This window comes from Micromonospora sp. DT43 (genome assembly GCF_049841645.1).
In the GTDB taxonomy this organism is placed as follows: Bacteria; Actinomycetota; Actinomycetes; order Mycobacteriales; family Micromonosporaceae; genus Micromonospora.
The window spans coordinates 100,948-126,037 of the sequence record NZ_JBNCKR010000003.1; the positions used below are offsets into that span (position 1 = coordinate 100,948).

Consider the following 25,090-nt stretch of genomic DNA (forward strand, 5'->3'; position numbering starts at 1 on the left):
GCCTGTCACCTCGCCTGCCACTCGGGCTCGCGGGACAGTGCGGCCCCGATCCGCACTGTCGTCTCCAGGCACTCTCGTACGACAGGCCAGTCGGAGAGCGGGTTGCCGAACATCATCCGAAGCGGATGGATGACGCCCTTGTCCGCCCGGATCCGCGCCTCGTCGTCCCGGGCCGGGAAGGCGTGCACGAAGAACGTGGTCTCGGTGTTCAGCCTGGTGTGCAGCGCCCGGTTGAGCTGGTTGAGCGCCGCGACGTCCCCGGGGTCCTCCGGGTTCGGCAGGTACATGAAGGCGACGGCGTTGTGCGTCACGTCCGGATTGACCAGGCGGAGGTTGGGGTGCGCGTCGATCCACTCGGCGGCCGTCCTGGCCAGCGCGTGTCGACGGTCGATCTCCTCGGCGAGGCGTTGCCATCCCCAGTGTTGGAGCATGAACAGCAGCTTCAGCGAGATGAAACTCTTGCTGTTGATCGCCGGGGTGTAACCGCCGAGCGACATCTCGTCCTGGTTGATGACTGTGGCCGGGTCGCCGGAGAAGTAGGTCAACCACTGCGGCTCGCGCAGGAAGAACAGGCTGATGTTGTACGGGACGAGCAGCACCTTGTGCGGGTCTATGGAGAGGCTGTGTGCCCGTTCGACGCCTGCCATCAGCTCGCGACGATTCGGGCTGAACAACACCTGGCCGCCCTCGCAGGCGTCCACGTGCAACCAGATGTCGTGGCGCTCAGCGATTGTGGCGAGAGCGGTGAGGTCGTCGAAGGCCATGAACCTGCTGTCGCCGGCGACAGCGAAGATGCACATGATGTCCTCGCCGCGCGCACGAACGGCCTCGATCTGGCGCTCGAGGTCGGCGGGGTCGATGCGGAAGTGCTGGCTGGCGACGTCGCACAGCGCCTCCTCGGCCAGGCCCGCCTCCTGCCGCTGCTGCGCGGTCAGGTCGCGGTTGCCCAGGCCCAGCATGTGCAGGCTGCGCCGGAGGGAGAAGTGGGTGAACGGCCGGTTGGCAAGCACGCGGGTACGCCGTGGGTCGAAGATGCGGCCGCGTGCCGCGAGTTGCCGCTTGAGGTGTTCACGGGCGGCGAGCAGGCTGGAGAAGTTGGCACCGGCGCCACCGAAGACCACAGCGCCGCCGGTGCTCAGCGCGCTGTCGCCGCTGCTGGGCGTGGGATAGCCGACCAGTTCGCGCAACGTGTGCAGCAGGTGCACCTCCAGCACCGTCGCGGCCGGCCCGTAGTCGAACGAGGAGAGGTTCTGCTGGAGGAAGGCGTTGGCGACGTCCCCGAGGATGCCGGCGCTCGAGTTGCCCGCGTCCGGGTGGGCCAGGAACGTCGGGGCGGCGAAGTTGAGGCAGGCGGGAAGGACCGTTTCGGCGAACCGCCCCACCACGTCGCTGAGCTCGCGGCCGTTCGTCGTGATCTCCGCCGCGTCGCGCAGCAGTGCGCGGTCCATTCGGGACGGCGGGACGACGTGCGGCGCGGCGAACTTGAAATCGACACAGGCCCGGATCAACTCCTCCAGGCTGGCGTCGAACTCCTTCAGTGTTGACTCGGCCAGGACGTGGTGCCGGCTCAGTGAATTCACCCCGTTTCGCGAGCGAGGGCTCCGAAAGCGACAGTCCCCTGTGGACACCCTGTTGACCATCGATCTCGATGGCCGAGCATAACGGCGTTACCTGCCGCGGGGAACCCCGCAGGGTGACCCCGGGGACACCGGCCGCGACGCGGGAGGCACCCGGACGGTGACGAGATGTACTACGTTCCCCAGCGGAGGCGCCGTTGGCGAAAGGGGCCAGGATGCAGGAGCAGGTCGCGGAGCTACAGCGGCTCGCTGCCCTGGTGGCGGCCCAGCAGCAGGTCATCGACCGGCTGGCCGTCGCCGTGGACGGTCCTCCCGCGGATGCCGCCGAGCCCTCGACGTCGACCGACGGGGTCGCGCCGGACGCCGCCGCCGACGGCCCTTCCCGCGCCGTGGACTGGTTCACTGTCTCCGGGGCCGAGCGGCTCGCGGCCTGGACGGCGCTGGCGCGCTTCGTCGAGCTGCTGGTCTTCCGGTACAGCCTCCAGTTGGAGATCCGACCCTGTTGGTGGCGGCATCCGGAGGCGGTGGAGGAGCTGGCCGCACTGTGGCATCTGCGGCAGAAGTACTTCGGCCCCGATGGCGGGCTCGACGATGCCATGTCCTGGTTGGACAATCTATACAAAAGCCGCGAGCGGCTACGGATGGCATTTGTGGCCTGTCGGGAGACGCACGTCGACACGACGGGACGAGCCTGGATGCCCGACGGCATCCGTGCCGACTTCGCGCGGGAGATCCAGCGGGATCAGCCGATCACAGCGCGGCTGTCGCCCGAACCGCCCCGCCCGGCGGAGTGACACCGCGCAGCCCCGCACCGACCTGCCCGAACACCTCGGAGTGGCCATGAGTTCCGGACCGACCCGCAACGATGATGCCACCGGCGTGCTCTTCTTCCTTGCCGCGGTGGCCGGTGTCGTCCTCTCCCTGGTGGCTCTGCTGCTCTGGCTCGCCGGCCAGTTGGCGGCCCTGCTCTCCGGCCGTGGATGGCCCGAGTCGACCCCCGGCGATCTCTTCGGCATCGCCCGCAGGCTGGTCGAGAACGGCGGTGACGTGGCCGCGGCCTGGCCGGTGGGCGTGACGGTCGGCCCCGCCTGGTTGATCTGGACGATCTTCGTGGCCTGCCTGGGGGGAATCGGCTGGGCGGCGGTGCCCATCGTCCGGTTCGCGCTGAACTGGCGGCGTCGACGCGAAATGCGGATCTTCCGGCTGGGCTTCGCCTCCGGCAACGAGATCCGCCGCACCCTGAGCGCGAAGGCGGTGCTGGACAAGGCCCGCAACGTCCGACCGTCGTACCGGGGTCGGAAGAATGTCGATCCCCGAGAAGTGGGCTTCTACCTGGGGCGTGACATCCGCTCCCAGCAGCAGATCTACGCCTCCGTCGAGGACGTCTTCATCGTCCTCGCTCCACCGCGGCAGGGTAAGGACGTCCACTTCTGCGCACCGTTCACCATCGACGCGCCAGGTCCGTGCATCGTCACGTCCACCCGCGCCGACGCGTTCACCAACACCTACGCGATGCGCAGCAAGCTGGGTCGCGTCTACGTCTTCGATCCCAACGGGATGACCCACTGGCCCGAGCGGCTGCGCTGGTCGCCGGTCCTCGGTTGCGAGAATCCACTCATCGCGTCCAACCGTGCCGCGGCGATGATCAACGGCGCCGGTCTGGAGGTCGAGGGGAACGCCGCCTACTTCATCCTCGGCGCCACCACGATCCTGCGGTGCCTGCTGCACGCGGCGGCGCTCGGCGGCAGGACGATCCGGGACGTGACCACCTGGTGCGTCCAGCAGGTCAACCCGGAACCGGCGGCGATTCTGCGCCGGGCCGAGGAGGAGGGCACCGCCGCTCCCGGTTGGGCCTCGACGCTCGAAGCGACTGTGGGTGGCGAGCCGGGGCACCGGAGCATCATGTTCGCGGTGGCCACCCAGGCGCTCGGCTGCTTCGCCGACCCCGGGGTGATGGACGCCTGCTCGCCGGGCGTGGACGACCTGTTCGACCTCAAGGAGTTCCTCGCCGGTCCGAACACCCTCTACGTCCTCGGCAAGGAGAAGAAGACCGGCAGCGTGGCGCCGGTGGTCACCGCGATGCTGGAGGACCTGTTCGACGGCGCCCGCAAGGTGGCGTCCCGCATGCCCGGCAGCCGACTCGACCCGCCGTTGACGGTCGAGCTCAACGAGGCGGCCCACATCGCGCCGCTGCCGAACCTTCCCGGCTACATGGGTGACTCCGGCGGCTTCTCGATCTCACTGCACGTGTACCTCCAGTCGCTGTCCCAGGCCCGCTCCCGGTGGGGCGAGCACGAAGCGATGATCATGTGGGACAACGCCGCCGTGCGGGTCATCATGGGCGGCGCCGGCAACGTGAACGACCTGGAGGACATCTCCCGGTTGATCGGCGAGGCCGACGAGAAACGATCGACGGTGACCCGAGGCAGTGACGGTCGGTCGGTCTCCACGGAGCGGCAGAAGCGGCGGGTGCTCACGGCCGACGAGATCCGTACGCTCCCGTTCGGTCGCGCCGTCGTCGTGGCCCGCGCCGCCCGTCCGGTCGAGGTGAAGCTGTTGCCGTGGTGGAAGCGCAAGGACGGCGACCAGATCGGGGCCGGCAAGGCCGAGACCGAGAAGCGGGTCCTGGAGTACACCGGCGAGGCCGAGGCGCGCGTCACGGGTCACTGAGACCCGGCCGGTTCTCGAGAGACTGTGACCCCGGTCGCCAGGAGCGGTGCCTCTCGGCATGACTCCCCACACATCGGCGTCGCCGTACGGCCTCCGCGGCGTTGAAGAGCGGGAGAATCACGTGTCCGGACGACACCACGCTGCCTACCGCACGTGTCGACGCACCGGCTTTCCCGCAGAGAGATCGAGATGATGAAGCAGTTGGTGGAGAAGACCGTCCCCGAGCAGGACGTGCTGCCCGGCGACCTGATGACCAACCGCCAGCGGGCGCGGCTCGTGCTCGTGCTCGGCGCGTTGATCGCGATCGGCCCACTCACCATCGACATGTACCTGCCGGCGCTGCCCGCCATCACTGCGGGCCTGCGGACCACCGAAACGGCCGTGCAGTTGACGCTTACCGGCACGCTTATCGGCCTGGCGTTGGGTCAGTTGCTGGTCGGGCCGCTCTCCGACGTGGTGGGGCGGCGACTGCCGCTGCTCGCCGGGCTGACCGCGCACATCGTGGCCTCCGTGCTGTGCGTCTTCGCGCCCAACATCGCCGTGCTCGGCGCGCTGCGCGTCCTGCAGGGCCTCGGCGTGGCGGCCGCCACAGTGGTCGCCACCGCCGTCGTCCGCGACCTGTTCAGCGGTGCCTCGTTCGCGCGGATCTTCTCGCGCCTGATGCTGGTCATGGGTCTGGCACCGATCCTCGCGCCGACGCTTGGCAGCGGGCTGCTGGGCTGGACCGACTGGCGGGGTGTCTTCGCGGCGCTGGCCGTGCTGGGCGCGTTGCTGATCGTCGTGGCGGCTCTGCAACTCCCGGAGACCCTTGCGGTGGAACGCCGCCGGCACGGTGGGGTGGCCGCGACCCTGCGCGACTACCGGGGGCTGCTCAACGACCGGGCGTTCGTCGGTCTGGTGCTTGTCGCCGGGCTGGCCATGGCGTCGCTGTTCGCGTACGTCTCCGGGTCGTCCTTCGTCCTGCAGGACCAGTACGGCCTCGACGAGCAGCAGTTCGGTCTGGCCTTCGGGGCCGGTGCGGTCGGCCTGATCGGGGGCACCCAGTTCAACGTCCGCCTGCTGCGGCGCTACACCCCGCAGCAGATCCTGATCAGCGCCCTGATCGCCGGAACGGCCGCCGGGCTGCTGCTGATCGTGTTCGCCGCCACCGGCGTTGGTGGCCTCGGCACCCTGCTCGCGTCGCTGTGGCTCGTGCTGGCCGCGGCGGGTCTGGCCCTGCCGAACGCACCGGCGCTGGCCATGAGCCGCCACAGCGAGGCCGCCGGCACGGCTGCGGCGCTGCTCGGGGCCGTGCAGTTCGGCGTCGGCGCGTTGTCGGCGCCGCTGGCGGGTCTGTTCGGCACGGGAAGCGTACCGATGGCGATCGTCATCGCAGGCGGCATGGCGGCGGCGCTCGCGGTCATGGTCCTGGTCGTGCCCCGCGCCACCCTCGGCGCGGTCGACCCGGATCTGGCCGTCGCCGTGCACTAGAGAGCGCGGACCTGGCCGTCGCCGTACAGGGAAGAGAGGGGCGGGCCGGGTCTCCCGGCCCGCCCGACGATCAGCGGATCTCGGTGGTGTTGTCCTCGGGGCGCGACTGGCCGCGCGGCGGGGCGGACCACGGCGACTCGCCGCCCACCCGGCGCGGCAGCGGCTCGGTGGGCGTCGGATCGGCCGGGTAACCCAGGGTCAGCGGGGCGGTGTCGCGCTCCGCGGGCTCGGGCGACGGCCAGTCGGTGAGGGTGAAGTCGTCGGCGCGCGGCCCGTCCGCCGGCGCGGGCGTCAGGGCCGGCGCGGTCGCCGCCTGCGGCCACCGCCGCCACCGTTGACCACTGAACGTCGCCATCAGCAGCAGCAGGCCGAGCAGGAACAGCGTGCCGTTCTCCACCGGCAGCCGCAGCGGCAGCGGGTCGCCGAGCACCTTCCACCCCTGCGGGATCGCGTCGCGCACGTCGAAGGGCGCAACGAACATCCCGACGTACGGGGTGACCAGCAGCAGCCCGGCCACCAGCGGGCCCGCCGGTGAGAAGCGCAGTGTGCCGAGCAGCCCGAGCAGGACACCGCCGACGCCGAGGTACACGGCCGGCTCGATCAGGTTGGCGGTGTTGAAGGTGCCGATCTCCACCCAGCGGTCGACCGTCCGGCTCGACCCGTCCTGCCCGAGTGTGACAAGCGCCCACGTGATGGGTGCCACCACCAACCCGGCGAGGAAGCTCCAGAGATGTCGCATCCGCGCACCGTACCGTTTCCGGCATGACCGAGCACCTCTCCGACGCTCCGACCGGCAAGCCGACGTCGTACTCCCGCGTCACCCTCAGCAAGATCATGACTGCGGTGGACGTGAACCTCTACGGAACCGTCCACGGCGGGGTTCTGATGAAGTTCGTCGACGACGTGGCGGGAGCCGCCGCCGCCCGGCACAGCGGCGGGACGGCTGTCACCGCGGCGATCGACGAGATCGTCTTCTCCGAGGCCGTCCGGGTCGGTGACCTGGTGCACGCGCACGCCCAGGTGAACTGGACCGGGCAGACGTCGATGGAGGTGGGCGTGCGGGTGGTCGCCGAGCGGTGGGACTCGGCCGAGGACGCGCCGGTGCGGGTTGCCACGGCGTACCTGGTCTTCGTCGGCGTGGACGTCGGCGGCGCGCCGCGCACGGTCCGGCCGGTGCTGCCGGAGACGCCGGAGGACGAGCGCCGGTACCGGGAGGCCGAGATCCGGCGCGAGCACCGCCTGGCCCGCCGCCGAGCCATCCAGGCGCACCGGGCTGGCTGAACCACATGGGTGGGTGGGGTGGAGTGTGGGCCGGGCACGCGTCGATCGGCCTACCCGGTGCGCAGAATGGCGCTTCGAGGTAGGGCAAGATGGCGCCACGGCCCATTCACAGTGTCGTGCGGGGCCAGGGGAGGGTGGAGCAGTGGGTGACGTGCTGTGGACGCCGCCGGCGGACGTACTCGAGCGGTCCCGGATCGGCGACTACCTGCGCTGGCTGCGGGAGAACCGTGGGCTGGACTTCGCCGACTACGACGCGCTGTGGCGGTGGTCGGTCACCGACCTGGACGCGTTCTGGCGCTCGATCTGGGACCACTTCGAGGTGATCGCGCACACCCCGCCGACCGCCACCCTGGCCGAGCGGGGGATGCCGGGGGCCCGCTGGTTCCCCGGCGCCACCCTCAACTACGCCGAGAACGTGCTGCGGATGCCGGGCCGCGCCGACGACGACCCCGTGGTCATCGCGCACGGTCAGACCCGGCCGCCGGTCACCCTCACCGCCGGGGAGCTGCGCGAGCAGGTCCGCCGGGTGTCCGCCGGTCTGCGCCGGCTCGGCGTCACCGCCGGGGACCGGGTGGCGGCGTACGCCCCGAACATCGGCGAGACGTACGTCCTGCTGCTGGCCACCGCCAGCCTGGGCGCGATCTTCTCGTCCTGCGCGCCCGAGTTCGGCACGCGCAGCGTCACCGACCGCTGGCAGCAGATCGAGCCGACAGTGCTCGTCGCCGTGGACGGCTACCGCTACGGCGACAAGCCTGTGGACCGCCGCGCCGAGGTCGCCGCCATTCGGGCCGCCCTGCCGTCGCTGCGGCACGCCGTGAGCATCGGCTACCTCGACCCGGCGGGTCCCGTGCCCGAGGGCGCGCTGAGCTGGGCCGAACTGGCCGCGCCCACCGACGAGCCGTTGACGTTCACGCCGTTGCCGTTCGACCACCCGCTGTACGTGCTCTACTCCTCGGGCACCACCGGCCTGCCGAAGCCGATCGTGCACGGCCACGGCGGCATCCTGCTGGAACACCTCAAGATGCTCGCCCTGCACCACGACCTCGGCCCGACCGACAGGTTCTTCTGGTTCACCACCACCGGCTGGATGATGTGGAACTTCCTCGTCTCCGGGCCGGCGGTGGGCGCGACCATCGTGCTCTTCGACGGCAACCCGGGGGTCCGGGCGGAGCCCGGCCGGCCGGCCGAGCCCGACCTGGGCGCGCTGTGGCGGTTGGCGGCCGAGACCGGCACGACGTACTTCGGCACCTCGGCGCCCTTCCTGCTGGCCTGTCGCAAGGCCGGCCTGGTGCCCCGCGAGGTCGCGGACCTGTCCGCGCTGCGCGGCGTCGGTTCCACAGGCGCGCCGCTGCCCGCCGAGGGCTTCGGATGGGTGTACGAGACCGTCGGCGACCAGGTGCAGCTCCAGTCGCTGTCCGGCGGCACCGACGTGTGCACGGGCTTCGTCGGTGGCGTGCCGCTACTGCCGGTGTACGCCGGTGAGATCGCCTGCCGCGCGTTGGGCGCCAAGGTGGAGGCCCGCTCGGCCGACGGCACTCCGGTGATCGGCGAGCTGGGCGAGCTGGTGATCACCGAGCCGATGCCGAGCATGCCTGTGGGCTTCTGGAACGACCCGGACGGCACCCGCTACGCCGAGGCGTACTTCAGCGTCTACCCGGGCGTCTGGCGGCACGGTGACTGGATCACCATCAACTCCCGGGGCGGCTGCGTGATCACCGGGCGCTCCGACGCCACCCTCAACCGTGGCGGGGTCCGGCTCGGCACCGCCGAGTTCTATTCGGTGGTCGAGGGCCTCGACGAGGTCGTCGACTCGGTGGTGGTGCACCTGGAGGACGACGAGGGCGGTGCCGGCGAGCTACTGCTCTTCGTGGTGCTGGCCGACGGGCTGACCCTGGACGACGCGCTGCGGAAGAAGATCTGCCGCGAGCTGCGTACCGCGCTGTCACCCCGGCACGTGCCCGACGAGATCCACCAGGTACGCGCCGTGCCCCGCACCCTCTCGGCGAAGAAGCTGGAGGTGCCGGTCAAGAAGATCCTCACCGGCACCCCTGTCGACCAGGCCGCCGCGAGGGGCGCGCTTGTGAACCCCGACTCCCTGGCGTCCTTCGCCACCTTCGCCGAACGCAGAGCCACGATCCAGCGGCCCACCTGAGGGTTCCTGCGGGCCGGCTGACCCGCGACGCGGCCGCACGCCGATTCCCCGCTGGAGCCCGCGTCGCGGTCGGGCCCGGTGGGCGCCAACCGGGTACGGCGGGCGGGTCACGGGAGGGTGTGGGTGGCCTTCTCCATGGTCTGGCGGTCCGCCAGGCGGGCCGGGTCGAGGTTGGCGCAGAGGATGACGGTGGCCGTCCGGGTGAGCGGGGCCAGCAGCCAGTCCACCGGGTCCGGGTAGCGGCCGGCGTCGACGAGGACACGAGCGCCCGGCTCGATGCCCAGCTCGGTGGCGCGGGCCTCGGCACGGGCGAGCAGTTGCGCGTCGACGGGGCCGGGACCGGACTGCGGGGTGAAGTGGTCACCGTGTCCGCGTACCTCGACCACGTAGTCGGCGAAGCCGGGCGGCACCTGCCGCAGCGGGGCGGCGAGCGGGGCGAGGCCCAGGGCGTACCGCTCGTCGGCGGACCACGACTGTGCCTCGTCGAGCCGGTCGGCGGCGGCGAAGAGGACGTCCACCGCGCCCGGTGTGTCGACGACTGTCACCTTGGCCGACCAGCAGCCCAGCAGCACGGCGGCGGTCTGCCAGTGGGGAGGGAGCAGCACCCCGGCCGGTGTGCCCGGCGCGAGGCCGACCTCGTCGACGAGAAGGTTGGCGGTCTTCGACACCCAGTTCGCCAGGGTGGCGCCGGAGAGTTCGGTGCGGTCACCGGTGGCGTCGTCGTACCAGGTCAGCAGCGGTCGGGTCGGGTCGGACGCGATCGCGTCGGCGAACACCCGGGCAATGTTGTCGGCCATCGGCGCGAACGATACGCCTCCGCCGCCCGTACTCGATGACGACGACAAGTCGGCGTACCGTCGGGTCGCAGTCAGCGTCGGCCCCGTACTCCGGCGTAGGCTTTACCCCCGGAGTGTTGTTCCCCACAGACCCACCTTCAAGGAGTCGCCACGTGACCGCCGGTCGCCCGCCCCGCGTGCTCATCGACGCCACGAGTGTCCCCGCCGACCGTGGTGGCGTCGGTCGATACGTCGACGGTCTGCTCGGTGCCCTCGGCAAGGTGTGCGGGTCGGGGGTGGAATTGGCAGTGGTGAGTCTGCGCACCGACCTGGAGCGTTACACCCGGATGCTGCCCGGCGCGGAGATCATCCCCGCTCCGGCCGCCGTGGCGCACCGCCCGGCACGGCTCGCCTGGGAGCAGACCGGTCTGCCGCTGCTCGCCCAGCAGGTCGGCGCGCACGTCCTGCACTCGCCCTTCTACACCTGCCCGCTGCGGGCCGGCTGCCCGGTCACGGTCACCGTGCACGACGCGACGTTCTTCACCGAGCCGGAGCACTACGACAAGTCCCGCCGCACGTTCTTCCGCAGCGCCATCAAGACCTCGATGCGCCGCGCCAACCGGGTGATCGTGCCCAGCAAGGCCACCCGCGACGAGCTGATCCGGCTGCTCGACGCCGACCCGACCCGCATCGACGTGGCCTACCACGGTGTCGACCACGACGCCTTCCACGCGCCCAGCGAGGAGGAGAAGGCCCGCGTGCGCGCCCGGCTGGGGCTGGGCAACAGCACGTACGTCGCCTTCCTCGGCGCCAAGGAGCCGCGCAAGAACGTGCCCAACCTGATCCGCGGCTGGGCCCGTGCGGTGGCCGACCGGGCCGACCCGCCGGCCCTGGTGATCGCCGGTGGGCAGGGGCACGACGACGACATCGACCGGGCGGTAGCGGAGGTCCCGTCCCACCTGCGGCTGCTGCGCCCCGGCTACCTGCGCTACGCCGACCTGCCCGGCTTCCTCGGTGGCGCTCTGGTGGCCGCCTATCCCTCCTACGGCGAGGGTTTCGGGCTGCCGATCCTGGAGGCGATGGCGTGCGCCGCTCCGGTGCTGACCACCCCCCGGCTGTCGCTGCCGGAGGTGGGCGGCGACGCCGTGGCGTACACGTCGGAGGACGCGGAGCAGATCGGCACCGACCTGGCGGCCCTGCTCGACGACGAGCAGCGTCGGCTGTCGCTGGCGAAGGCCGGCTTCGACCGGGCCAAGGAGTTCACCTGGGAGTCCAGCGCCGAGGTGCACATCGCCGCGTGGAGCCGCGCCCGGTCGTGACCGTTCGGGCCCTTCCGTGGTGACCCGTGCCACTGCGCGGGGATGCGTCGGGCATGATGTGCGGATGCTTTATGCGGTCATCCCGGCAGGTGGCAGCGGCACAAGGTTGTGGCCGTTGTCCCGCGCCGGCCACCCCAAGTTCCTCCACCCGCTGACCGGCACCAGCGCCTCGCTGCTCCAGGCGACCGTGGAGCGGCTCGCGCCGCTGACCACGCCGGATCGGACCCTCGTGGTCACCGGTGCCGCGCACGTCGCGGCGGTCGCCCGGCAGCTGACCGGGCTGCCGGAGGAGAACATCCTGGTCGAGCCGTCTCCTCGGGATTCCTGTGCGGCGATCGCGCTGGCCGCGGCGGTGATCGCGCAGCGTGACCCGGACGCGGTGATGGGCAGCTTCGCGGCCGACCACCTGATCCGCGACCCGGACAGCTGGGTGCGCACGGTGCAGGAGGCGGTCCGGGGAGCCGAGCACGGCATGCTGATGACTGTCGGCATCACCCCGACCCGGCCGGAGACCGGCTACGGCTACCTGGAGACCGGCGACGAGACCGAGGGCACGCCGTGGCGCACGGTGGCCGAGTTCAAGGAGAAGCCGGCCGCCGAGGTCGCCGAGGCGTACGTCCGTTCGGGCCGGCACCTGTGGAACGCGAGCATGTTCGTCTGGCGGGTGGACGTGTTCCTCGCCGAGTTGGCCCGCCAACAGCCGGCGCTGCACGCGGGTGTCACGGCGATCGCCGCCGCCTGGGGCACCCCGGAGCAGGACGACGTGCTCGGCACGGTCTGGCCGACGCTGCCGAAGATCTCCGTCGACTACGCGGTGATGGAGGGTGCGGCCACCGCGGGTCGGGTCGCCACCGTGCCGGGCGACTTCGGCTGGAACGACGTCGGCGACTTCCACACCCTTGGTGACGTGCTGCCCGCCGACAACGCGGGCAACGTGGTGCTCGGCACCGACGCCAAGCCGGGTGTGCTCCTGCGGGACACCGCCAATCTGGTGGTGGTGCCGCAGTCGGGTCGGTTGGTGGCGGTCCTCGGTGTGCGCGACCTGATCGTGGTGGACACTCCGGACGCGGTGCTGGTCTGCCCGCGCGACCGGGCCCAGGACGTCAAGCTCCTGGTCGACGAGCTGAAGGAGCGGGGCGAAGAGGGCTACGTCTGAGGGCCGCGAGGGCCGGCGCGACCAGTTGCGCCGTCCCGCTGGCCAGCGGCTCGGGCAGTCGGTCCGGTGGAAACCACCCCAACGCCTCGGCCTCGTCGCTGACCTGCTCCACCGCACCGGGCGGGGCGACGACTGCGAACCGGACGTCGTAGTGGCGCGACCCGCCCTGGCAGAGCACCTCGTGCACGTCGATGTCGATCGGCACCGGATCGATGCGCAGGTCGGCGATCCCGGACTCCTCGGTGGCCTCGCGCAGCGCGGCCGCGACAAGGGTCTGGTCGACCGGCTCACAGTGCCCGCCGAGCTGTAACCAGAGACCGAACTTGCCGTGCAGGCAGAGCAGCACCCGGGAACCGGTCGGGTCCATCACCAGCGTGCTGGCGGTGACGTGGCCCCGACGGTGGTGCCGGCTCATCGCGACAGGCCCGGCGGCGAGCAGCGCGAGGGTCCGGTCCCGCGCGTCGGCCGCCGCCGGGCTGGTCGGCCGCCAGTCGTCGAGCAGTGCGACGGCGTCGGCGTGCAGCGTCGCGTACGACGCGGGATCGGTGGGGTCGACGGCGGGTCCGGTGAGCGCGGTGTCGGGCACCCCGTCACTGTACGAGCGCGCGCTGCGTACCCTGGCGCGGTGACCCTACGACTCGTCGAATTCGTGGTGGCCGGCAACGAGGCCAGTGATCTGCTGCCGGTGCGCTCGTCGGCGCTGCTGCGGTCGTACGGCGCTCGGCGGGGTTTCTGGACGGTGTTGGACGAGGGCCCGGTCGAGCGCTGCCTCGCCCTGCTGCTGGAGTTGGACGATGGTGAGTGGACGGCCCGGCACGTCAGCGCCGACGCCGGGGCCGAGAACGGTCGGACCGAGGACGGTGAGGCGCTCGCCCACCACGACGGCTGGGTGTACGTCTTCGGCTCCCACTTCGGCTCGAAGGCGGGTCCGCTGCGCCCCCGACGGGCGTTCGTGGCCCGGTTCCGCGAGGACGACGCGGCGACCGGCCCGCTGTCGGTGCACGTGGTGCGCAACCGGTTCCGGCTGCACCGGGCGGTGAACGACGCCCTCGCCGCGTCGCCGCTGACCCTGCTGCAAGCGGGCGAGCGGGTGCGCGACCGCTTCATCGTGGAGACCCTGGCCCGGGGGACCAGCCGGGCGAAGAGTTGGGTGAGCCGCCTGGCCCCGGACGACCTGCCGTTGAACGTGGAGGCCGCGGCCTTCACTCCGGCCGGCACGGCGCTTCTCGGGTTGCGATTCCCGGTCACCGAGGCCGGCGAGCCGATCCTGGTGGAGGTGGCCGGGGTGCCGGGCATGTTCGCTGCGGACCCGGTGTGGCCGCAGGCGCTGGGGGCGTACGCGGTGACCGGGGTGACGCCGCCGGGCGAGCTGACCGGCTTCCGGGCGATGGTGCCGGCGCCGGACGGCGGGTACGCGGCGGTGATCGGCTCGATCGACGCGTTGGGCAAGGGGTCGGTGCTGCTCGACGACCATCCGGGCGGGGGTGCGGTCACGTCCCGGCACGTGCGGTTCCGGCTGCCGGCGGGACGGACGGACGACTCGTGCCGACTGGTCGGTGAGCTGGCGGCCGACCTGGCGCCGTTCCACCACGTCGAGGGCCTGGCCGAGCTGGACGGGCGACCGTTCTACGTCACGGACGAGGACCATCGGGTCGCGCTCTGGGTTGGCTGAGCGGGGCAGGCGCACCACGGCGATGGGATGACCGGACGGCACCTCTGCGGAGCAAGGGCCGCAGACCCTCGTGGTGCCGCCCGATCACCGGCCCCTCCCCGGTCCCCGGTGCCCCGACACCGGATGCGTCCAGGACGCGTCGGTGCCGTGCTCGGGCACTGGAAGCATGCCTAACCGGCCCCGAAGGCGTCGAGGTTTTTCAGCCCAGGCTTAAAGATGGAGATAACTGCCGGCCGGGTAGAGTCGAACGGTCACCCGGCATCCCCCTGCCGGCGACACGGGAGCGCTCCATGCTGAAGATCCACTTTTCCGGCGAGGACATTCTCCGGACCCGGGTGGCGCCGGCGGCCGACCCGGTCTGGGAGCTTGTCCTCAGCCTGCACGTGTTGCAGGGCCGCAACCGCGACCCGCTGACGTCGGCCTGGCGACGCACCGTGACCCGCGGGCTGCGCCAGGATGTCGCCTCCGACCAACTCCGACTGCTCTTCGCCCTGAACCCGCCGCGCGGCTACTTCCCCGACTTCCTCACCCCGTACGCAAGTGTCGAGGGTTTCGAGGCAGGGCTGGAAGCGGTTCGCAGTACGCCGACCTCGCTGCTCCAGCGGGACCTGGCCCTGGTGGCGGCGGACAACCAACTGCCGTCCTCCGCCGCCGCGCTGGCCCGAGGTGACGTGGCGACACTGCGCCACCTCGCGGATTCGATGGAGCAGTACCGGTCGCTGGCGATCGGCCCGTACTGGAGCCGGATCCAGTCGGCGGTGGCGGCGGACCGCACCCGCCGCGCGCGGGCCCTGCTCGACGGCGGCGTCGAGGGGCTGTTGGCGAGTCTCCGCCCACGGATGCGCTGGGACAGCGGGGTGCTGGAGGTGCGCGACTACCCGCACAGCCGGGAGCTGCACCTGGACGGTCGAGGGCTGCTGCTGGTGCCGTCGTTCTTCTGCGCGGGCACCCCGGTCGCCCTGCTCGACCCGGCGCTGCCGCCGGTGCTTGTCTATCCGGTGGACCGGCTGGGCGGGCTCGCCGCGACCGACGGTGACGCGCTGGCCACGTCGAGCGCCGGCCGCGACTCGCTGGCCGCGCTGCTCGGCCGGACCAGGGCGGCCGTGTTGGAGGCCAGCGACGACGGCTGCACCACTGGCGAGGTGGCCCGCAGGCTCAACATCTCACCGGCGGCGGCCAGCCAGCACGCCACCGTGCTGCGCAACGCCGGCCTGCTCGTGAGTCACCGCGACCGCAACACCGTGCTGCACACGCTGACCCCACTGGGCCGAGCCGTACTGGACGCCTGACCCCTCCCTCCGCGCGTCCCTCCGCGCATCCCTCCGCGCGTCCCTCTGGGCGTCGCTTCGCTCGTCGATCATGAAGTTGTTGCCCCGACACGCCGAGGTGACGGGCAACAACTTCATGATCGACGCGGAGAGGGGCGACGCGCGGAGGGTCGACGCGGAGAGGGGCGGCGGGGGAGGGGCGGCGGGGTTGGGGTTTGGTTACAGGGCTAGGGCGGCGCTGGCTGGGCTGCCGGCGGGTGGGGGCAGCAGCGTCGACCGGACACCCTCGGCGGCCAGGGCGACGCGCAGCCGGTGCAGGTCGGCGCCGAAGCGAACCAGGTCCATCGGGTCGAGCGGCGCCGGCGCGGTGCCGAGCACCAGCGCGCTGGCGTCGGCCGGCCAGCCCGGCACCTCGGCGACCAGGCCGGCGTGTACCTCCGCCTCGTCGACAAGTGTGAAGACCGTGCCGGGGGTGACCACCTCGGCGACCGCGTCGAGCGCCCGTCGCACCGCGGCCGGGTCGGCCGGCTCGGGGCCGACCGCCTCGGCGAGGGTCGCGGCCTCGGCCAGCCCGGCCGCCCGGGCCTCGGCGGTGCCCAGCGAGAACAGGTCCTGCGCGGCATCGCGGATCAGCGCTCGCGCGCCGTCGGAGTCGTCCGCACGAGCGGCCGCCTCGTCCGTACGGGTGGTCGTGAGGTAGCCGCGCACCACGGCCACGGGCACCTGGTCACACTTGCCCTTGATCAACTCACCGGCGCCGGCCAGCTCGTCCACCACGGCCATCTGGGTCAGTTGCAGCTCGTTGCCGTACGGGTCCACCTCGCCCCGGTGGTCGCGGATGGCGGGCATCCCGGCCACCCCGAGCGCGACGTCGGTCAGCCCGTTGCGCCAGGGCCGGCCCATGGTGTCGCTGACGATCACGGCGACATCCAGGTCGTACCGGTCCCGCAGCGCGGTGCGCAGCTCCCGGGCCGACGCGTCCGGGTCGACAGGCAACAGCACCAGCCGGGTCTTGTCGACGTTCGACGCGTCGATCCCGGCCGAGGCCATCACGAAGCCGTGGTGGGTCTGCACGATCCGGGTCGGCCCCCGGCTGGCCACTACCCGGGCGGTCTCGCCGGCCAGCACCTCGTCGCGCGCGGTGAGCCGCTCCGGCCCGTCCGCCGGCACGTCGACCAGCCGCCCCTCCGCCTTGGAGACGATTTTGCTGGTCACCACCAGCACGTCGCCGTCGCGCAGCCAGGGCGCGGCGGTGGCGATCACCGCCGCCAGGTCGTCACCCTCGGTCACGTGGCCGATGCCCAGCACCGGCAGAATCTCCAGCCTCACGTCAACTCCACCGCGGCGCGGACCATCGCCGCCGTCGCCGCCTCGTCGGTCATCCGCAGCGGCATCGCGCGGACCGTCACCTCCGGCACCAGCGTGTCGGCGTCCTCCTCGGCCACCAGCCAGCCGTCCAGCAGCCCACCCGCCGCCCGACCGCCGTAGAGCCGGCCCACCCCGGCCGCGCTGCACTCGACCCCGAGCACCGCGAGGCAGCGGTCGGCCATTCCCCGGACCGGGGCGCCGCCGATGATCGGCGAGACACCCACCACCGGCGCCGGGCCGTCGATCAGCGCCTCGCGCATCCCCGGTACGGCAAGCACCGGCGCGACGCTCACCACCGGGTTGCTCGGCGCGATCAACACCAGGTCGGCCGAAGCGATCGCGTCTCGCACCCCGGGTGCCGGCTTCGCCGTCTCCGCGCCGACGAACACGAAGCGGTGGGTGGGAATGTCGGCCCGGTACCGCACCCACCACTCCTGGAAGTGGATCGCCCGCTGACCCTGGTCGTCCTCGACGACGGCGTGGGTCTCCAGCCGGTCGTCGGTCGCCGGCAGCAGGCGTACGCCGGGCTGCCACCGGGTCGACAGCGCCTCGGTGACCGCGCTCAGCGGGTAGCCGCCGTTCAGCATGGTGCTGCGCACCAGGTGGGTGGCGATGTCCTTGTCGCCGAGGCCGAACCACGTCGGCTCCGCTCCGTACGCGGCCAGCTCCTCCTTGACCGTCCAGCTCTCGCCGGCCCGGCCCCAGCCCCGCTCGGGGTCGGCGCCGCCACCGAGGGTGTACATGACGCTGTCCAGGTCGGGACAGATCTTCAACCCGTGCAGCCACAGGTCGTCGCCGACGTTGACCACGGCTGTCACCTCGGCGCCGACCTCCCGGGCGTACGCCCGGACGCCGAGCAGGAACCGGGCGCCGCCGATGCCGCCGGCCAGAACCACGATGTGCATGTCGACCATCCTCGCGTACGTGACGCCTCCGGTCCGCCGCTGCCCGGCGAGACTAGGCTCACGTGCGACCTGTCCGTCCACGCCCCGAGGGGGAGTTCGTGACCAGCCCCGCCGAGCCCGCGTCCGCCGACGCGACGCAGGCCCGCCAGCTGACCAAGCCACTGCGCGAACTGGGTGCGCTCGCCCTGCTCGGCGCCAACGCCGTGTTCCTCTTCGTGGGGCTGCTCCGGCTGCTCACCCCGAACGACTACGGTGGTTTCACCGACCGAGCGGGCGACCAGTTCTCCTCGTTCGTCGGACTGGTGGCGGTGGTGCTGCCGCTGCTGGCCGTCCTGCTGGCCACCCACATCGCGCCGGTGCTGCCGAAGGCGAAGCTGATCACTCAGGTGGCGCTCGGCGAGTACGCCGTCAGCGCGGTGCTCGGCACGCTCACCATGCTCATCTGGACGGTGGGCCGGCTCGCCGACGGCGAGATTTTCGACGCGTTGCTCGGCATCCTCACCCGGTTCGCCTGGCTGGTGATCTTGGCGGTGGCCGCCTGGGTGGTCTTCACGATCTGGAAGGCGTTCTACTACGTGCCGAAGCCGAAGCCCCAGCCCGGCGTCTACGGCCAACCGCAGCCGGGCTGGCCGCAGCAGCAGGGTGGTTGGCCGGCCCCAGGTCAGCCCGGCGCGCAGCCGCAGGGCGGGTGGCCCGCTCCCGGCCAGCCGGGCGGCTACCCGCAGGCCGGCCAGCCGGGCGGTTACCCGCCGGCGCAGTTCCCCGGCCAGTACGGCCAGCCGTCCCCGCCGTTCCAGGCCCCGCGGTCGGCACCGCCGCACCCGCAGTCCGCGCCCCCGTTCCAGGCCGCCCCGCAGTCGGCGCCGCCGTTCCCGCAGTCCGCGCCGCCGGCCAACCCCGCCCCGCAGTCCGCGCCGCCGTTCGGGCAGCCGCCGTCGGCCGACCCGACGCAGGCCATTCCGCGCCAGTCCGTCGAGCCGGCCTCCGCCGACCCGACCCAGGCCATTCCGCGCCCGGCCGACCCCGACGCCGACCGCACCCAACACATCAACCCGGCCAACCACCCCGACCAGCCCCGCTGACCCACCCCCACCCCGGCCCAGCCCGCCCCCCGACTCCCCGCCCCCCGACTCCCCGCCCCCCGACTCCCCGCCCCACCCCTGCCCCCGGCGATCATGAAGTTATTGCCCGACCATTCGGCGTGTCGGGGCAACAACTTCATGATCAACGAGGGTGGACGGGGGCGGACCGGGGTGGGCCGGGGGTGGACGGGGTGGACCGGGGTGGGCGGGGTGGACGCGCCTGGGGTTGGGGTGCCGTTTCCCACGGTCCGGGCTGGGACTGGTGGGGCGGGCTCGCGCTGCGCATAGGCTGAGCGGATGGTTGATCGCACCCACTCCGGCCCGAGCGAGGCGAGCGTGCGGCGGGCCCTGGGCCGGGCCGCGACCGGGCGCGCGCTTGACGTCGACGAGGCGACCGCGCTGCTCGCCGCCCGTGGCGACGCGCTCGACGAACTGCTCAGGACCGCCGGTGGGATCCGCGACGCCGGGCTGCGCGACGCGGGGCGGCCTGGCGTTGTCACGTACTCGAAGAAGGTCTTCATCCCGCTGACGCGGCTCTGCCGGGACCGTTGCCACTACTGCACGTTCGCCACCGTGCCGCACCGGCTGCCGGCGCCGTTCCTGGACCGGGACGAGGTGCTCGACATTGCCCGGCAGGGGGCCGCGCAGGGCTGCAAGGAGGCCCTGTTCACCCTCGGTGACCGGCCGGAGGATCGCTGGCCTGCGGCCCGGAGCTGGCTCGACGAGCGCGGCTACGACTCCACACTGGACTATCTGCGGGCCTGCGCGGTGGCCGTGCTGGAGGAGACGGGCCTGCTGCCGCACCTCAACCCGGGCGTGCTGTCCTGGTCGGAGCTGCAACGGCTCAAGCCGGTCGCCCCGAGCATGGGCATGATGCTGGAGACCACCGCGACGCGCCTGTGGTCCGAGCCGGGCGGCCCGCACTACGGCTCGCCGGACAAGGAACCGGCGGTCCGACTGCGGGTGCTCGACGACGCCGGCCGGGTCGGGGTGCCGTTCACCACGGGCATCCTCATCGGCATCGGGGAGACCCCGGCCGAGCGGGTCGACGCGCTGTTCGCGATCCGGCGCGCGCACCGGGAGTACGGGCACCTCCAGGAGGTGATCGTGCAGAACTTCCGCGCGAAGCCGGACACGGCGATGCGCGGCATGCCCGACGCCGAGCTGCACGACCTGGCCGCCACGGTGGCGGTGGCCCGACTGCTGCTCGGCCCGAAGGCCCGCATCCAGGCCCCGCCGAACCTCATCGCCGGCGAGTACGACCTGCTGCTGCGCGCCGGCATCGACGACTGGGGCGGCGTCTCTCCGCTCACCCCGGACCACGTCAACCCGGAGCGCCCGTGGCCGCAGATCGAGGAGTTGGCCCGGCACAGCGAGCTGGCCGGGTTCACGCTGCGGGAGCGGCTGACGATCTACCCGGAGTACGTGCGCGCCGGTGACCCGTGGCTCGACCCGCGGCTGCTGCCGCACGTCGACGCCCTGGCCGATCCGGCGACGGGCATGGCCGTCGAGTCGGCGATGCCGCAGGGCCACCCGTGGCAGGAGCCGGAGGAGACGTTCGGCGGGCGGGTCGACCTGCACGCCACAATCGACACCACCGGTCGGACCGACGACCGGCGGGGCGACTTCGACAGCGTCTACGGGGACTGGTCCGAGGTCGCCGGCAAGGTGACCCCGGAGGCGGCGGCGCGGCGTGCGGGCGTACCCCAGGTGCCGGCCGGAAGCGGCGCGGACCGTGACCTGGCGGCCGGGCTGCGGTTGGCCGCCGACGACCCGGCGGCGCTGCTCGAACCGGGCAACACCGATGCCGCGCTGGCGCTGTTCGCAGCGGACGGGCCGGCGCTCGACGAGGTGTGCCGGCTCGCCGACGACGTGCGCCGCGACACCGTCGGCGACGACGTCACCTACGTGGTCAACCGCAACATCAACTTCAGCAACGTCTGCTACGTGGGCTGCCGGTTCTGCGCGTTCGCCCAGCGTGAGCGGGACGCCGACGCGTACCGGCTCTCCGTCGACCAGGTCGCCGACCGGGCCGAGCAGGCGTGGGCGGCCGGCGCGAGCGAGGTGTGCCTCCAGGGCGGCATCGACCCGAAGATGCCTGTCACCGGGTACGCCGACATCGTGCGCGCGATCAAGGCCCGGGTGCCGGGGATGCACGTGCACGCGTTCTCCCCGATGGAGATCGTCACCGCCGCCGCGAAGGCGGGCGTGCCGGTCCGCGAATGGCTGACGCACCTGCGCGAGGCCGGGTTGGACACCATCCCGGGCACCGCCGCCGAGATCCTCGACGACGACGTGCGCTGGGTGCTCACCAAGGGCAAACTGCCGGCCGCCGCCTGGGTCGACGTGGTCAGCACGGCCCACGAGCTGGGCATCCGGTCCAGCTCCACGATGATGTACGGCCACGTCGACCACCCGGGGCAGTGGCTGGCGCACTTCCGGGTGCTGGCCGGCGTGCAGGACCGCACCGGCGGGTTCACCGAGTTCGTGGCGCTGCCGTTCGTGCACACCAACGCGCCGATCTACCTGGCCGGCATCGCCCGCCCGGGGCCGACCTGGCGGGAGAACCGGGTCGTACACGCCATGTCCCGGCTGCTGCTGCACGGCCGGATCGACAACATCCAGTGCTCCTGGGTGAAGCTCGGCGACGAGGGCACTGTCGCGATGCTCCAGGGTGGCTGCAACGACCTGGGTGGCACGCTGATGGAGGAGACCATCTCCCGGATGGCCGGCTCCGACAACGGGTCGGCGCGTACCGAGGAGCAGTTGCGGGCCATCGCGAAGGCCGCTGGCCGTCCGGCGCGCAAGCGAACGACCGCGTACGGTCACGCCCCGCGCTGACGTCGAACCTTTTCCCGCCGCCGGCCGTACCACGCGGTGCCGGCGGCGGTCGCGGCGAGGACCGCCGCCGGTGTTCCCCCCAGGGGGCCCGGCGGCGTCGGTCGACGGCACCGGACCCGTCCGTCACCGCGGGCGCGTACCGCGCCGCCGCCGGAAAGGTTGCCCATGACCAGTGATCAGCGGAAGCGGCAGTGGCCGCGACTGACCCGCCGGCAGACGTTGACAGCCGCGGCCAGCGCCACCCTCGGCGCCGCGGCGCTCACCGTGCCGGGTCTGTCGGCCGCGCAGAACGCTCCGGGCGCGGCCGGCCGGGACGACGAACCGATAGTCGTGCACCTGCGCGACGCCGCGTCCGGAACGATGGACGTCTTCGTCGGTGAGTCCCGGATCGAGGTACGCGACCGCGGCCTGGCGGACCGGCTGCGGCGCGCCGCCCGGCGCTGACCCGCACGCTCCGCCCCGCCATCAGTCCCCGCCCAGTGAGGTTGGTCCGCCATGTCTTCCCACCGCGAGGCTCCGGAGATAGCCAAGGATCCGGTCGCCGACAGCTCCGACCTGTACGCGTTCGTGAGCCCCGACAAGCCCGACACGGTCACGTTGATCGCCAACTACGTGCCGTTGCAGCTTCCGTCCGGGGGGCCGAACTTCTTCGAGTTCGGCGACGACGTGCGCTACGAGATCCACATCGACAACGACGGTGACGGCCAGCCCGACGTCACCTACCGGTTCGAGTTCACCACCGAGATCACCAACCCGAACAGCTTCCTCTACAACACCGGGCCGATCGATTCGTTGGACAGCAAGAACTGGAACCGGCGGCAGTTCTACAGCCTGACCCGGGTGACCGACGGCCGGGAGCACCGGCTCGCGCACAAGCTGCCCTGCCCGCCGTGCAACGTCGGCCCGCTGTCCACCCCGAAGTACGCCGACCTCGTCCGGCAGGCCACCTACACCCTGTCGACGGGTGAGCGGGTCTTCGCCGGGCAGCGTGCGGACGGCTTCTTCGTCGACCTGGGGGCGATCTTCGACCTCGGTACGTTGCGGCCGTTCCAGCAGCTGCACGTGGCGGGCAAGAAGATCTTCAAGGCCGAGGGGGAGCCGGTCAACGCCACCGACCGGATGAACGTGCACAGCCTCGCCGTGCAGGTGCCGTTGAAGCAGGTGCGCCGCCGCGCCAGCCGGTACGGCGCGGCCGACGCGGCGTCGGTGCTCGGCGTGTGGACGTCGGCGTCGCGTCGGCAGGTCCGGGTGCTCGGCGACCGGGTCGCGCGGGACACCTCCACCGGCCCGTTCACCCAGGTCTCCCGGTTGGGTAATCCGCTGTTCAACGAGGTCATCGTGCCGATGTCCAAGAAGGACCTGTGGAACTCGCTGCCGCCGTCGGAGGACAAGCGGTTCGCGCAGTTCGTCGAGCGCCCCGAGCTGGCCGCGCTACTGCCGGCGCTCTACCCGGACGTCTTTCCCAACCTGGACAAGCTCAACAAGTCGAAGAAGGCCCGTGCGGACCTGGTGGCGATCCTGCTCACCGGCGTACCGGCCGGGCTGATCGACGGCTTCACCAACACCACGGGCGACGTGCAGGCCGACATGCTGCGGCTGAACACGGCCATCGCGCCGACCAAACGGCCGGACCGGTTCGGGGTGCTCGGCGGCGACCTGGCCGGCTTCCCGAACGGGCGGCGGGTCGGCGACGACGTGGTGAGCATCGCGCTGCGGGCGATCGCCGGGGTGACAGTCCCGCTTGTGGACAAGACGTTCCGCCCGGACGCGGCGGCCGGCGCGGTCACCCCGGGGCTGAGCGCAGCCGACGTGACGGCCCCGTTCCTCGCGAACTTCCCCTACCTCGGTACGCCGTACGACGGGTTCAACAACCCGCCGGCGTCGTCCTGACCGTCGACGGGGGAGCAGCGAATGCACGAGCACACGTACGGGCCGTCGGAGACGGGCAGCGTCGTCCTGGAACTGGGCGGTGACACCGGCGCGCTGATCGTCTACACCGGCCGGGATCTGCACGGCCGGGAGATCGAGATCAGCCGCGGCGATGATCGGCGGGTCCACTCGGCGGTACGGGAGCGCCGGGTGCGGGACGGGTCGTTCCACAGTGCGGTCTATCCCGATCTGCCCGCCGGTATTTATACCGTCTGGTGGGACGAGAACACGTCCGCCGGCACGATTTCTGTCCATGGTGGAGGGATAGCCGAGTTCGCTTGGCCCAGCAGCGGTTTCGGGGCCGCTGGCTGACCTCGACGCGCCCTTTTCCACTCGCACCCCGTCCACATCGTGGGCGGGGTGCGAGTGCTGTCCACGACTCGGTGGGCGGTCTGCGCCGAGCCGCGTTAACCTGTCCCCCACCAAGATCAGCTTTGCGAAAGGGGGCCGGTGCTTCCCGGGCGGTGGCCCGCCGGGGGGAGCGCCACGGCAGAAAAGTCGGGCAACTCGCCGGAGAGGGCGTTACTCGGTCGGGGTCTGAATCGATAGGGCAGGTTGCGAGGCTGGGACGGTCCTGGTGGCCGACCAGGGGTGTCGGGAGGGCGACTCCATTATCAAGTTTGGCTTGACGGCGCACGCATTACACGCGTGTAATTTGAATGGGGTTGTTCGCACGGAACGCAACAAAAAGGGACCGGACGGACAAGCACGCCTTTCGCGTGGGGGGTTGCAGCGGCGATGACGCCGGTGCGCGACAAGGAGGCATTTGATGGACGGCCAGCTTGAGGTGGCCGACCTGCTCGGAAACGCGCCGGAGTGGCAGGAGCGGGCCTTGTGCTCGCAGACCGACCCCGAGGCGTTCTTTCCCGAGAAGGGCGGCTCGACCCGCGAGGCGAAGCGAATCTGCTCGCGCTGCGAGGTCAAGACCGAATGCCTCGAATACGCTCTCGGCCACGACGAGCGGTTCGGCATCTGGGGTGGGCTCTCCGAGCGGGAGCGGCGCAAGTTGAAGCGGCGGGCCGCCTGAGCGGTGCAGGGTCGGGGCGGTGGGGGCCGCCCGACTCAGCCGTCGTACGCGTGCGACAGGCGCGTACGGCTCAGGCCAGCTCGTCGGGGTCGACCCCGAGCAGGTTCGCCACCTGTTCGATGATCACGTCGTGGACGAGGTCGGCGAGATCCTCGCGGTCCATGGCACGGAACTCCAGCGGTCGCCGGTACAGGACGATCCGCGGCGGCACCTCCTGGCGGCCGGGGCGGCCGGGCAGGAGCCGGGCCAGCGGCACCTCGCCGTCCTCCAGCACGTCGGAGTCGTAGACGTTCAGGTCCGGCGGGACGTCCTCGACGGCGAACTCGACACCGGCCAGCTCCTTGGCGAACCGTCGCTCCAGCGTCTCGACGGTGTCCAGCACCAGGTCGTCGAAGACCTCGGCCTTCGTCCGGGCCAGCGGCACTGTCGCCGGCACCAGACGCCCGCGCAGGCCACGCCCGTGCCGGTCGCGGTGTGCACGCCGGCCGGGGCCGGGGCGGCGGTGTTCCGGGCTCGTCATGAGGCAAAGGGTAGCCCCCGTGCCGGGCCGGCCAGCGACACCGCCGCACCCCTGGCGCGGCGCGACCCGAACCGCGA

The 25,090-nt window shown here is 72.0% G+C and carries 22 protein-coding genes; 15 read left to right on the forward strand and 7 right to left on the reverse strand.

The window, feature by feature from the left end; translation table 11 throughout:
• Window positions 1–5: 5 nt before the first annotated feature.
• Window positions 6–1,580 (reverse strand): pyridoxal phosphate-dependent decarboxylase family protein, encoded by a 1,575-nt coding sequence (locus ACLQ26_RS08245; RefSeq protein WP_425743873.1) that lies wholly within the window; start codon window positions 1,578–1,580, stop codon window positions 6–8.
• Window positions 1,581–1,792: 212 nt separating this feature from the next.
• On the opposite strand from ACLQ26_RS08245, the gene ACLQ26_RS08250 reads away from it, so the two are divergent.
• The 3 genes from ACLQ26_RS08250 (at window position 1,793) to ACLQ26_RS08260 (ending at window position 5,717) form a co-directional block, all read left to right on the forward strand.
• On the forward strand, window positions 1,793–2,371 hold the full coding sequence (locus ACLQ26_RS08250; RefSeq protein ID WP_425743874.1) for a hypothetical protein: 579 nt from the start codon (window positions 1,793–1,795) through the stop codon (window positions 2,369–2,371).
• Between the two features lie 46 nt (window positions 2,372–2,417).
• Window positions 2,418–4,247: a type IV secretory system conjugative DNA transfer family protein gene (locus ACLQ26_RS08255; RefSeq protein ID WP_425743875.1), complete on the forward strand. Its 1,830-nt coding sequence runs from the start codon at window positions 2,418–2,420 to the stop codon at window positions 4,245–4,247.
• A gap of 189 nt (window positions 4,248–4,436) precedes the next feature.
• Window positions 4,437–5,717 (forward strand): multidrug effflux MFS transporter, encoded by a 1,281-nt coding sequence (locus tag ACLQ26_RS08260; RefSeq protein WP_425743876.1) that lies wholly within the window; start codon window positions 4,437–4,439, stop codon window positions 5,715–5,717.
• Between the two features lie 70 nt (window positions 5,718–5,787).
• Here ACLQ26_RS08260 and ACLQ26_RS08265 read toward each other — a convergent pair whose 3' ends face one another.
• Window positions 5,788–6,456, reverse strand: a complete 669-nt coding sequence (locus ACLQ26_RS08265) for a hypothetical protein (protein WP_425743877.1) — start codon at window positions 6,454–6,456, stop codon at window positions 5,788–5,790.
• A gap of 23 nt (window positions 6,457–6,479) precedes the next feature.
• Between ACLQ26_RS08265 and ACLQ26_RS08270 the strand changes: the two genes are divergently transcribed.
• Together ACLQ26_RS08270 and ACLQ26_RS08275 are read left to right on the forward strand one after the other, a co-directional pair.
• Window positions 6,480–6,998: an acyl-CoA thioesterase gene (locus tag ACLQ26_RS08270; protein ID WP_363678658.1), complete on the forward strand. Its 519-nt coding sequence runs from the start codon at window positions 6,480–6,482 to the stop codon at window positions 6,996–6,998.
• Window positions 6,999–7,140: 142 nt separating this feature from the next.
• On the forward strand, window positions 7,141–9,150 hold the full coding sequence (locus tag ACLQ26_RS08275; protein ID WP_425743878.1) for an acetoacetate--CoA ligase: 2,010 nt from the start codon (window positions 7,141–7,143) through the stop codon (window positions 9,148–9,150).
• 107 nt (window positions 9,151–9,257) lie between these two features.
• On the opposite strand, the gene ACLQ26_RS08280 is transcribed toward ACLQ26_RS08275, so the two are convergent.
• The gene (locus ACLQ26_RS08280; RefSeq protein WP_425743879.1) at window positions 9,258–9,947 is read right to left on the reverse strand and encodes a TIGR03089 family protein; all 690 of its coding nucleotides are present in this window, start codon (window positions 9,945–9,947) and stop codon (window positions 9,258–9,260) included.
• Between the two features lie 152 nt (window positions 9,948–10,099).
• Here ACLQ26_RS08280 and ACLQ26_RS08285 point away from each other — a divergent pair, with 152 nt between their 5' ends.
• A complete protein-coding gene (locus tag ACLQ26_RS08285) occupies window positions 10,100–11,245 on the forward strand; it encodes a glycosyltransferase family 4 protein (protein WP_425743880.1) in 1,146 nt (381 codons plus the stop codon).
• Between the two features lie 64 nt (window positions 11,246–11,309).
• Complete coding sequence (locus tag ACLQ26_RS08290; protein WP_425743881.1) at window positions 11,310–12,401, forward strand: mannose-1-phosphate guanylyltransferase; 1,092 nt, start codon at window positions 11,310–11,312, stop codon at window positions 12,399–12,401.
• Here ACLQ26_RS08290 and ACLQ26_RS08295 read toward each other — a convergent pair.
• Window positions 12,349–12,924 carry an NUDIX hydrolase gene (locus tag ACLQ26_RS08295; RefSeq protein WP_425744391.1) on the reverse strand — a complete coding sequence of 192 codons (576 nt, stop codon included), beginning with the start codon at window positions 12,922–12,924 and terminating at the stop codon, window positions 12,349–12,351. The genes ACLQ26_RS08290 and ACLQ26_RS08295 overlap by 53 nt on opposite strands.
• Before the next feature lie 102 nt (window positions 12,925–13,026).
• Here ACLQ26_RS08295 and ACLQ26_RS08300 point away from each other — a divergent pair, with 102 nt between their 5' ends.
• Together ACLQ26_RS08300 and ACLQ26_RS08305 are read left to right on the forward strand one after the other, a co-directional pair.
• Complete coding sequence (locus tag ACLQ26_RS08300; RefSeq protein ID WP_425743882.1) at window positions 13,027–14,073, forward strand: hypothetical protein; 1,047 nt, start codon at window positions 13,027–13,029, stop codon at window positions 14,071–14,073.
• Between the two features lie 290 nt (window positions 14,074–14,363).
• A complete protein-coding gene (locus ACLQ26_RS08305; protein WP_425743883.1) occupies window positions 14,364–15,362 on the forward strand; it encodes a winged helix-turn-helix domain-containing protein in 999 nt (332 codons plus the stop codon).
• 198 nt (window positions 15,363–15,560) lie between these two features.
• On the opposite strand, the gene ACLQ26_RS08310 is transcribed toward ACLQ26_RS08305, so the two are convergent.
• Both ACLQ26_RS08310 and cofD read right to left on the reverse strand, forming a co-directional pair.
• Window positions 15,561–16,670: a coenzyme F420-0:L-glutamate ligase gene (locus ACLQ26_RS08310; protein ID WP_425743884.1), complete on the reverse strand. Its 1,110-nt coding sequence runs from the start codon at window positions 16,668–16,670 to the stop codon at window positions 15,561–15,563.
• Window positions 16,667–17,614 carry a 2-phospho-L-lactate transferase gene (gene cofD / locus ACLQ26_RS08315; RefSeq protein ID WP_425743885.1) on the reverse strand — a complete coding sequence of 316 codons (948 nt, stop codon included), beginning with the start codon at window positions 17,612–17,614 and terminating at the stop codon, window positions 16,667–16,669. The genes ACLQ26_RS08310 and cofD overlap by 4 nt, the downstream gene beginning before the upstream one ends.
• A 98-nt stretch (window positions 17,615–17,712) precedes the next feature.
• Between cofD and ACLQ26_RS08320 the strand changes: the two genes are divergently transcribed.
• The 6 genes from ACLQ26_RS08320 to ACLQ26_RS08345 all read left to right on the forward strand — a co-directional run bounded on the left by ACLQ26_RS08320 (window position 17,713) and on the right by ACLQ26_RS08345 (window position 24,493).
• On the forward strand, window positions 17,713–18,696 hold the full coding sequence (locus tag ACLQ26_RS08320) for a hypothetical protein (RefSeq protein ID WP_425743886.1): 984 nt from the start codon (window positions 17,713–17,715) through the stop codon (window positions 18,694–18,696).
• 297 nt (window positions 18,697–18,993) lie between these two features.
• A complete protein-coding gene (locus ACLQ26_RS08325; RefSeq protein ID WP_425743887.1) occupies window positions 18,994–21,537 on the forward strand; it encodes a bifunctional FO biosynthesis protein CofGH in 2,544 nt (847 codons plus the stop codon).
• A gap of 165 nt (window positions 21,538–21,702) precedes the next feature.
• The gene (locus ACLQ26_RS08330; protein WP_358106100.1) at window positions 21,703–21,981 is read left to right on the forward strand and encodes a hypothetical protein; all 279 of its coding nucleotides are present in this window, start codon (window positions 21,703–21,705) and stop codon (window positions 21,979–21,981) included.
• A 51-nt stretch (window positions 21,982–22,032) separates the two neighbouring features.
• On the forward strand, window positions 22,033–23,427 hold the full coding sequence (locus tag ACLQ26_RS08335; protein WP_425743888.1) for a DUF4331 domain-containing protein: 1,395 nt from the start codon (window positions 22,033–22,035) through the stop codon (window positions 23,425–23,427).
• Between the two features lie 21 nt (window positions 23,428–23,448).
• Window positions 23,449–23,778: a phospholipase gene (locus ACLQ26_RS08340; RefSeq protein ID WP_425743889.1), complete on the forward strand. Its 330-nt coding sequence runs from the start codon at window positions 23,449–23,451 to the stop codon at window positions 23,776–23,778.
• A gap of 457 nt (window positions 23,779–24,235) precedes the next feature.
• A complete protein-coding gene (locus ACLQ26_RS08345) occupies window positions 24,236–24,493 on the forward strand; it encodes a WhiB family transcriptional regulator (RefSeq protein ID WP_007455784.1) in 258 nt (85 codons plus the stop codon).
• A 70-nt stretch (window positions 24,494–24,563) separates the two neighbouring features.
• Here ACLQ26_RS08345 and ACLQ26_RS08350 read toward each other — a convergent pair whose 3' ends face one another.
• Window positions 24,564–25,013 carry a metallopeptidase family protein gene (locus ACLQ26_RS08350; protein ID WP_007455785.1) on the reverse strand — a complete coding sequence of 150 codons (450 nt, stop codon included), beginning with the start codon at window positions 25,011–25,013 and terminating at the stop codon, window positions 24,564–24,566.
• Window positions 25,014–25,090 lie beyond the last annotated feature (77 nt).

Bases quoted from the DNA above. Each gene is read 5' to 3' on its own strand.
- ACLQ26_RS08250 (WP_425743874.1), top strand. From the start codon at position 1,793: ATGCAGGAGCAGGTCGCGGAGCTACAGCGGCTCGCTGCCCTGGTGGCG.
- ACLQ26_RS08255 (WP_425743875.1), top strand. From the start codon at position 2,418: ATGAGTTCCGGACCGACCCGCAACGATGATGCCACCGGCGTGCTCTTC.
- ACLQ26_RS08260 (WP_425743876.1), top strand. From the start codon at position 4,437: ATGATGAAGCAGTTGGTGGAGAAGACCGTCCCCGAGCAGGACGTGCTG.
- ACLQ26_RS08265 (WP_425743877.1), bottom strand. From the start codon at position 6,456: ATGCGACATCTCTGGAGCTTCCTCGCCGGGTTGGTGGTGGCACCCATC.
- ACLQ26_RS08270 (WP_363678658.1), top strand. From the start codon at position 6,480: ATGACCGAGCACCTCTCCGACGCTCCGACCGGCAAGCCGACGTCGTAC.
- ACLQ26_RS08280 (WP_425743879.1), bottom strand. From the start codon at position 9,947: ATGGCCGACAACATTGCCCGGGTGTTCGCCGACGCGATCGCGTCCGAC.
- ACLQ26_RS08290 (WP_425743881.1), top strand. From the start codon at position 11,310: ATGCTTTATGCGGTCATCCCGGCAGGTGGCAGCGGCACAAGGTTGTGG.
- ACLQ26_RS08305 (WP_425743883.1), top strand. From the start codon at position 14,364: ATGCTGAAGATCCACTTTTCCGGCGAGGACATTCTCCGGACCCGGGTG.
- cofD (WP_425743885.1), bottom strand. From the start codon at position 17,614: ATGCACATCGTGGTTCTGGCCGGCGGCATCGGCGGCGCCCGGTTCCTG.
- ACLQ26_RS08325 (WP_425743887.1), top strand. From the start codon at position 18,994: ATGGTTGATCGCACCCACTCCGGCCCGAGCGAGGCGAGCGTGCGGCGG.
- ACLQ26_RS08330 (WP_358106100.1), top strand. From the start codon at position 21,703: ATGACCAGTGATCAGCGGAAGCGGCAGTGGCCGCGACTGACCCGCCGG.
- ACLQ26_RS08335 (WP_425743888.1), top strand. From the start codon at position 22,033: ATGTCTTCCCACCGCGAGGCTCCGGAGATAGCCAAGGATCCGGTCGCC.
- ACLQ26_RS08340 (WP_425743889.1), top strand. From the start codon at position 23,449: ATGCACGAGCACACGTACGGGCCGTCGGAGACGGGCAGCGTCGTCCTG.
- ACLQ26_RS08345 (WP_007455784.1), top strand. From the start codon at position 24,236: ATGGACGGCCAGCTTGAGGTGGCCGACCTGCTCGGAAACGCGCCGGAG.
- ACLQ26_RS08350 (WP_007455785.1), bottom strand. From the start codon at position 25,013: ATGACGAGCCCGGAACACCGCCGCCCCGGCCCCGGCCGGCGTGCACAC.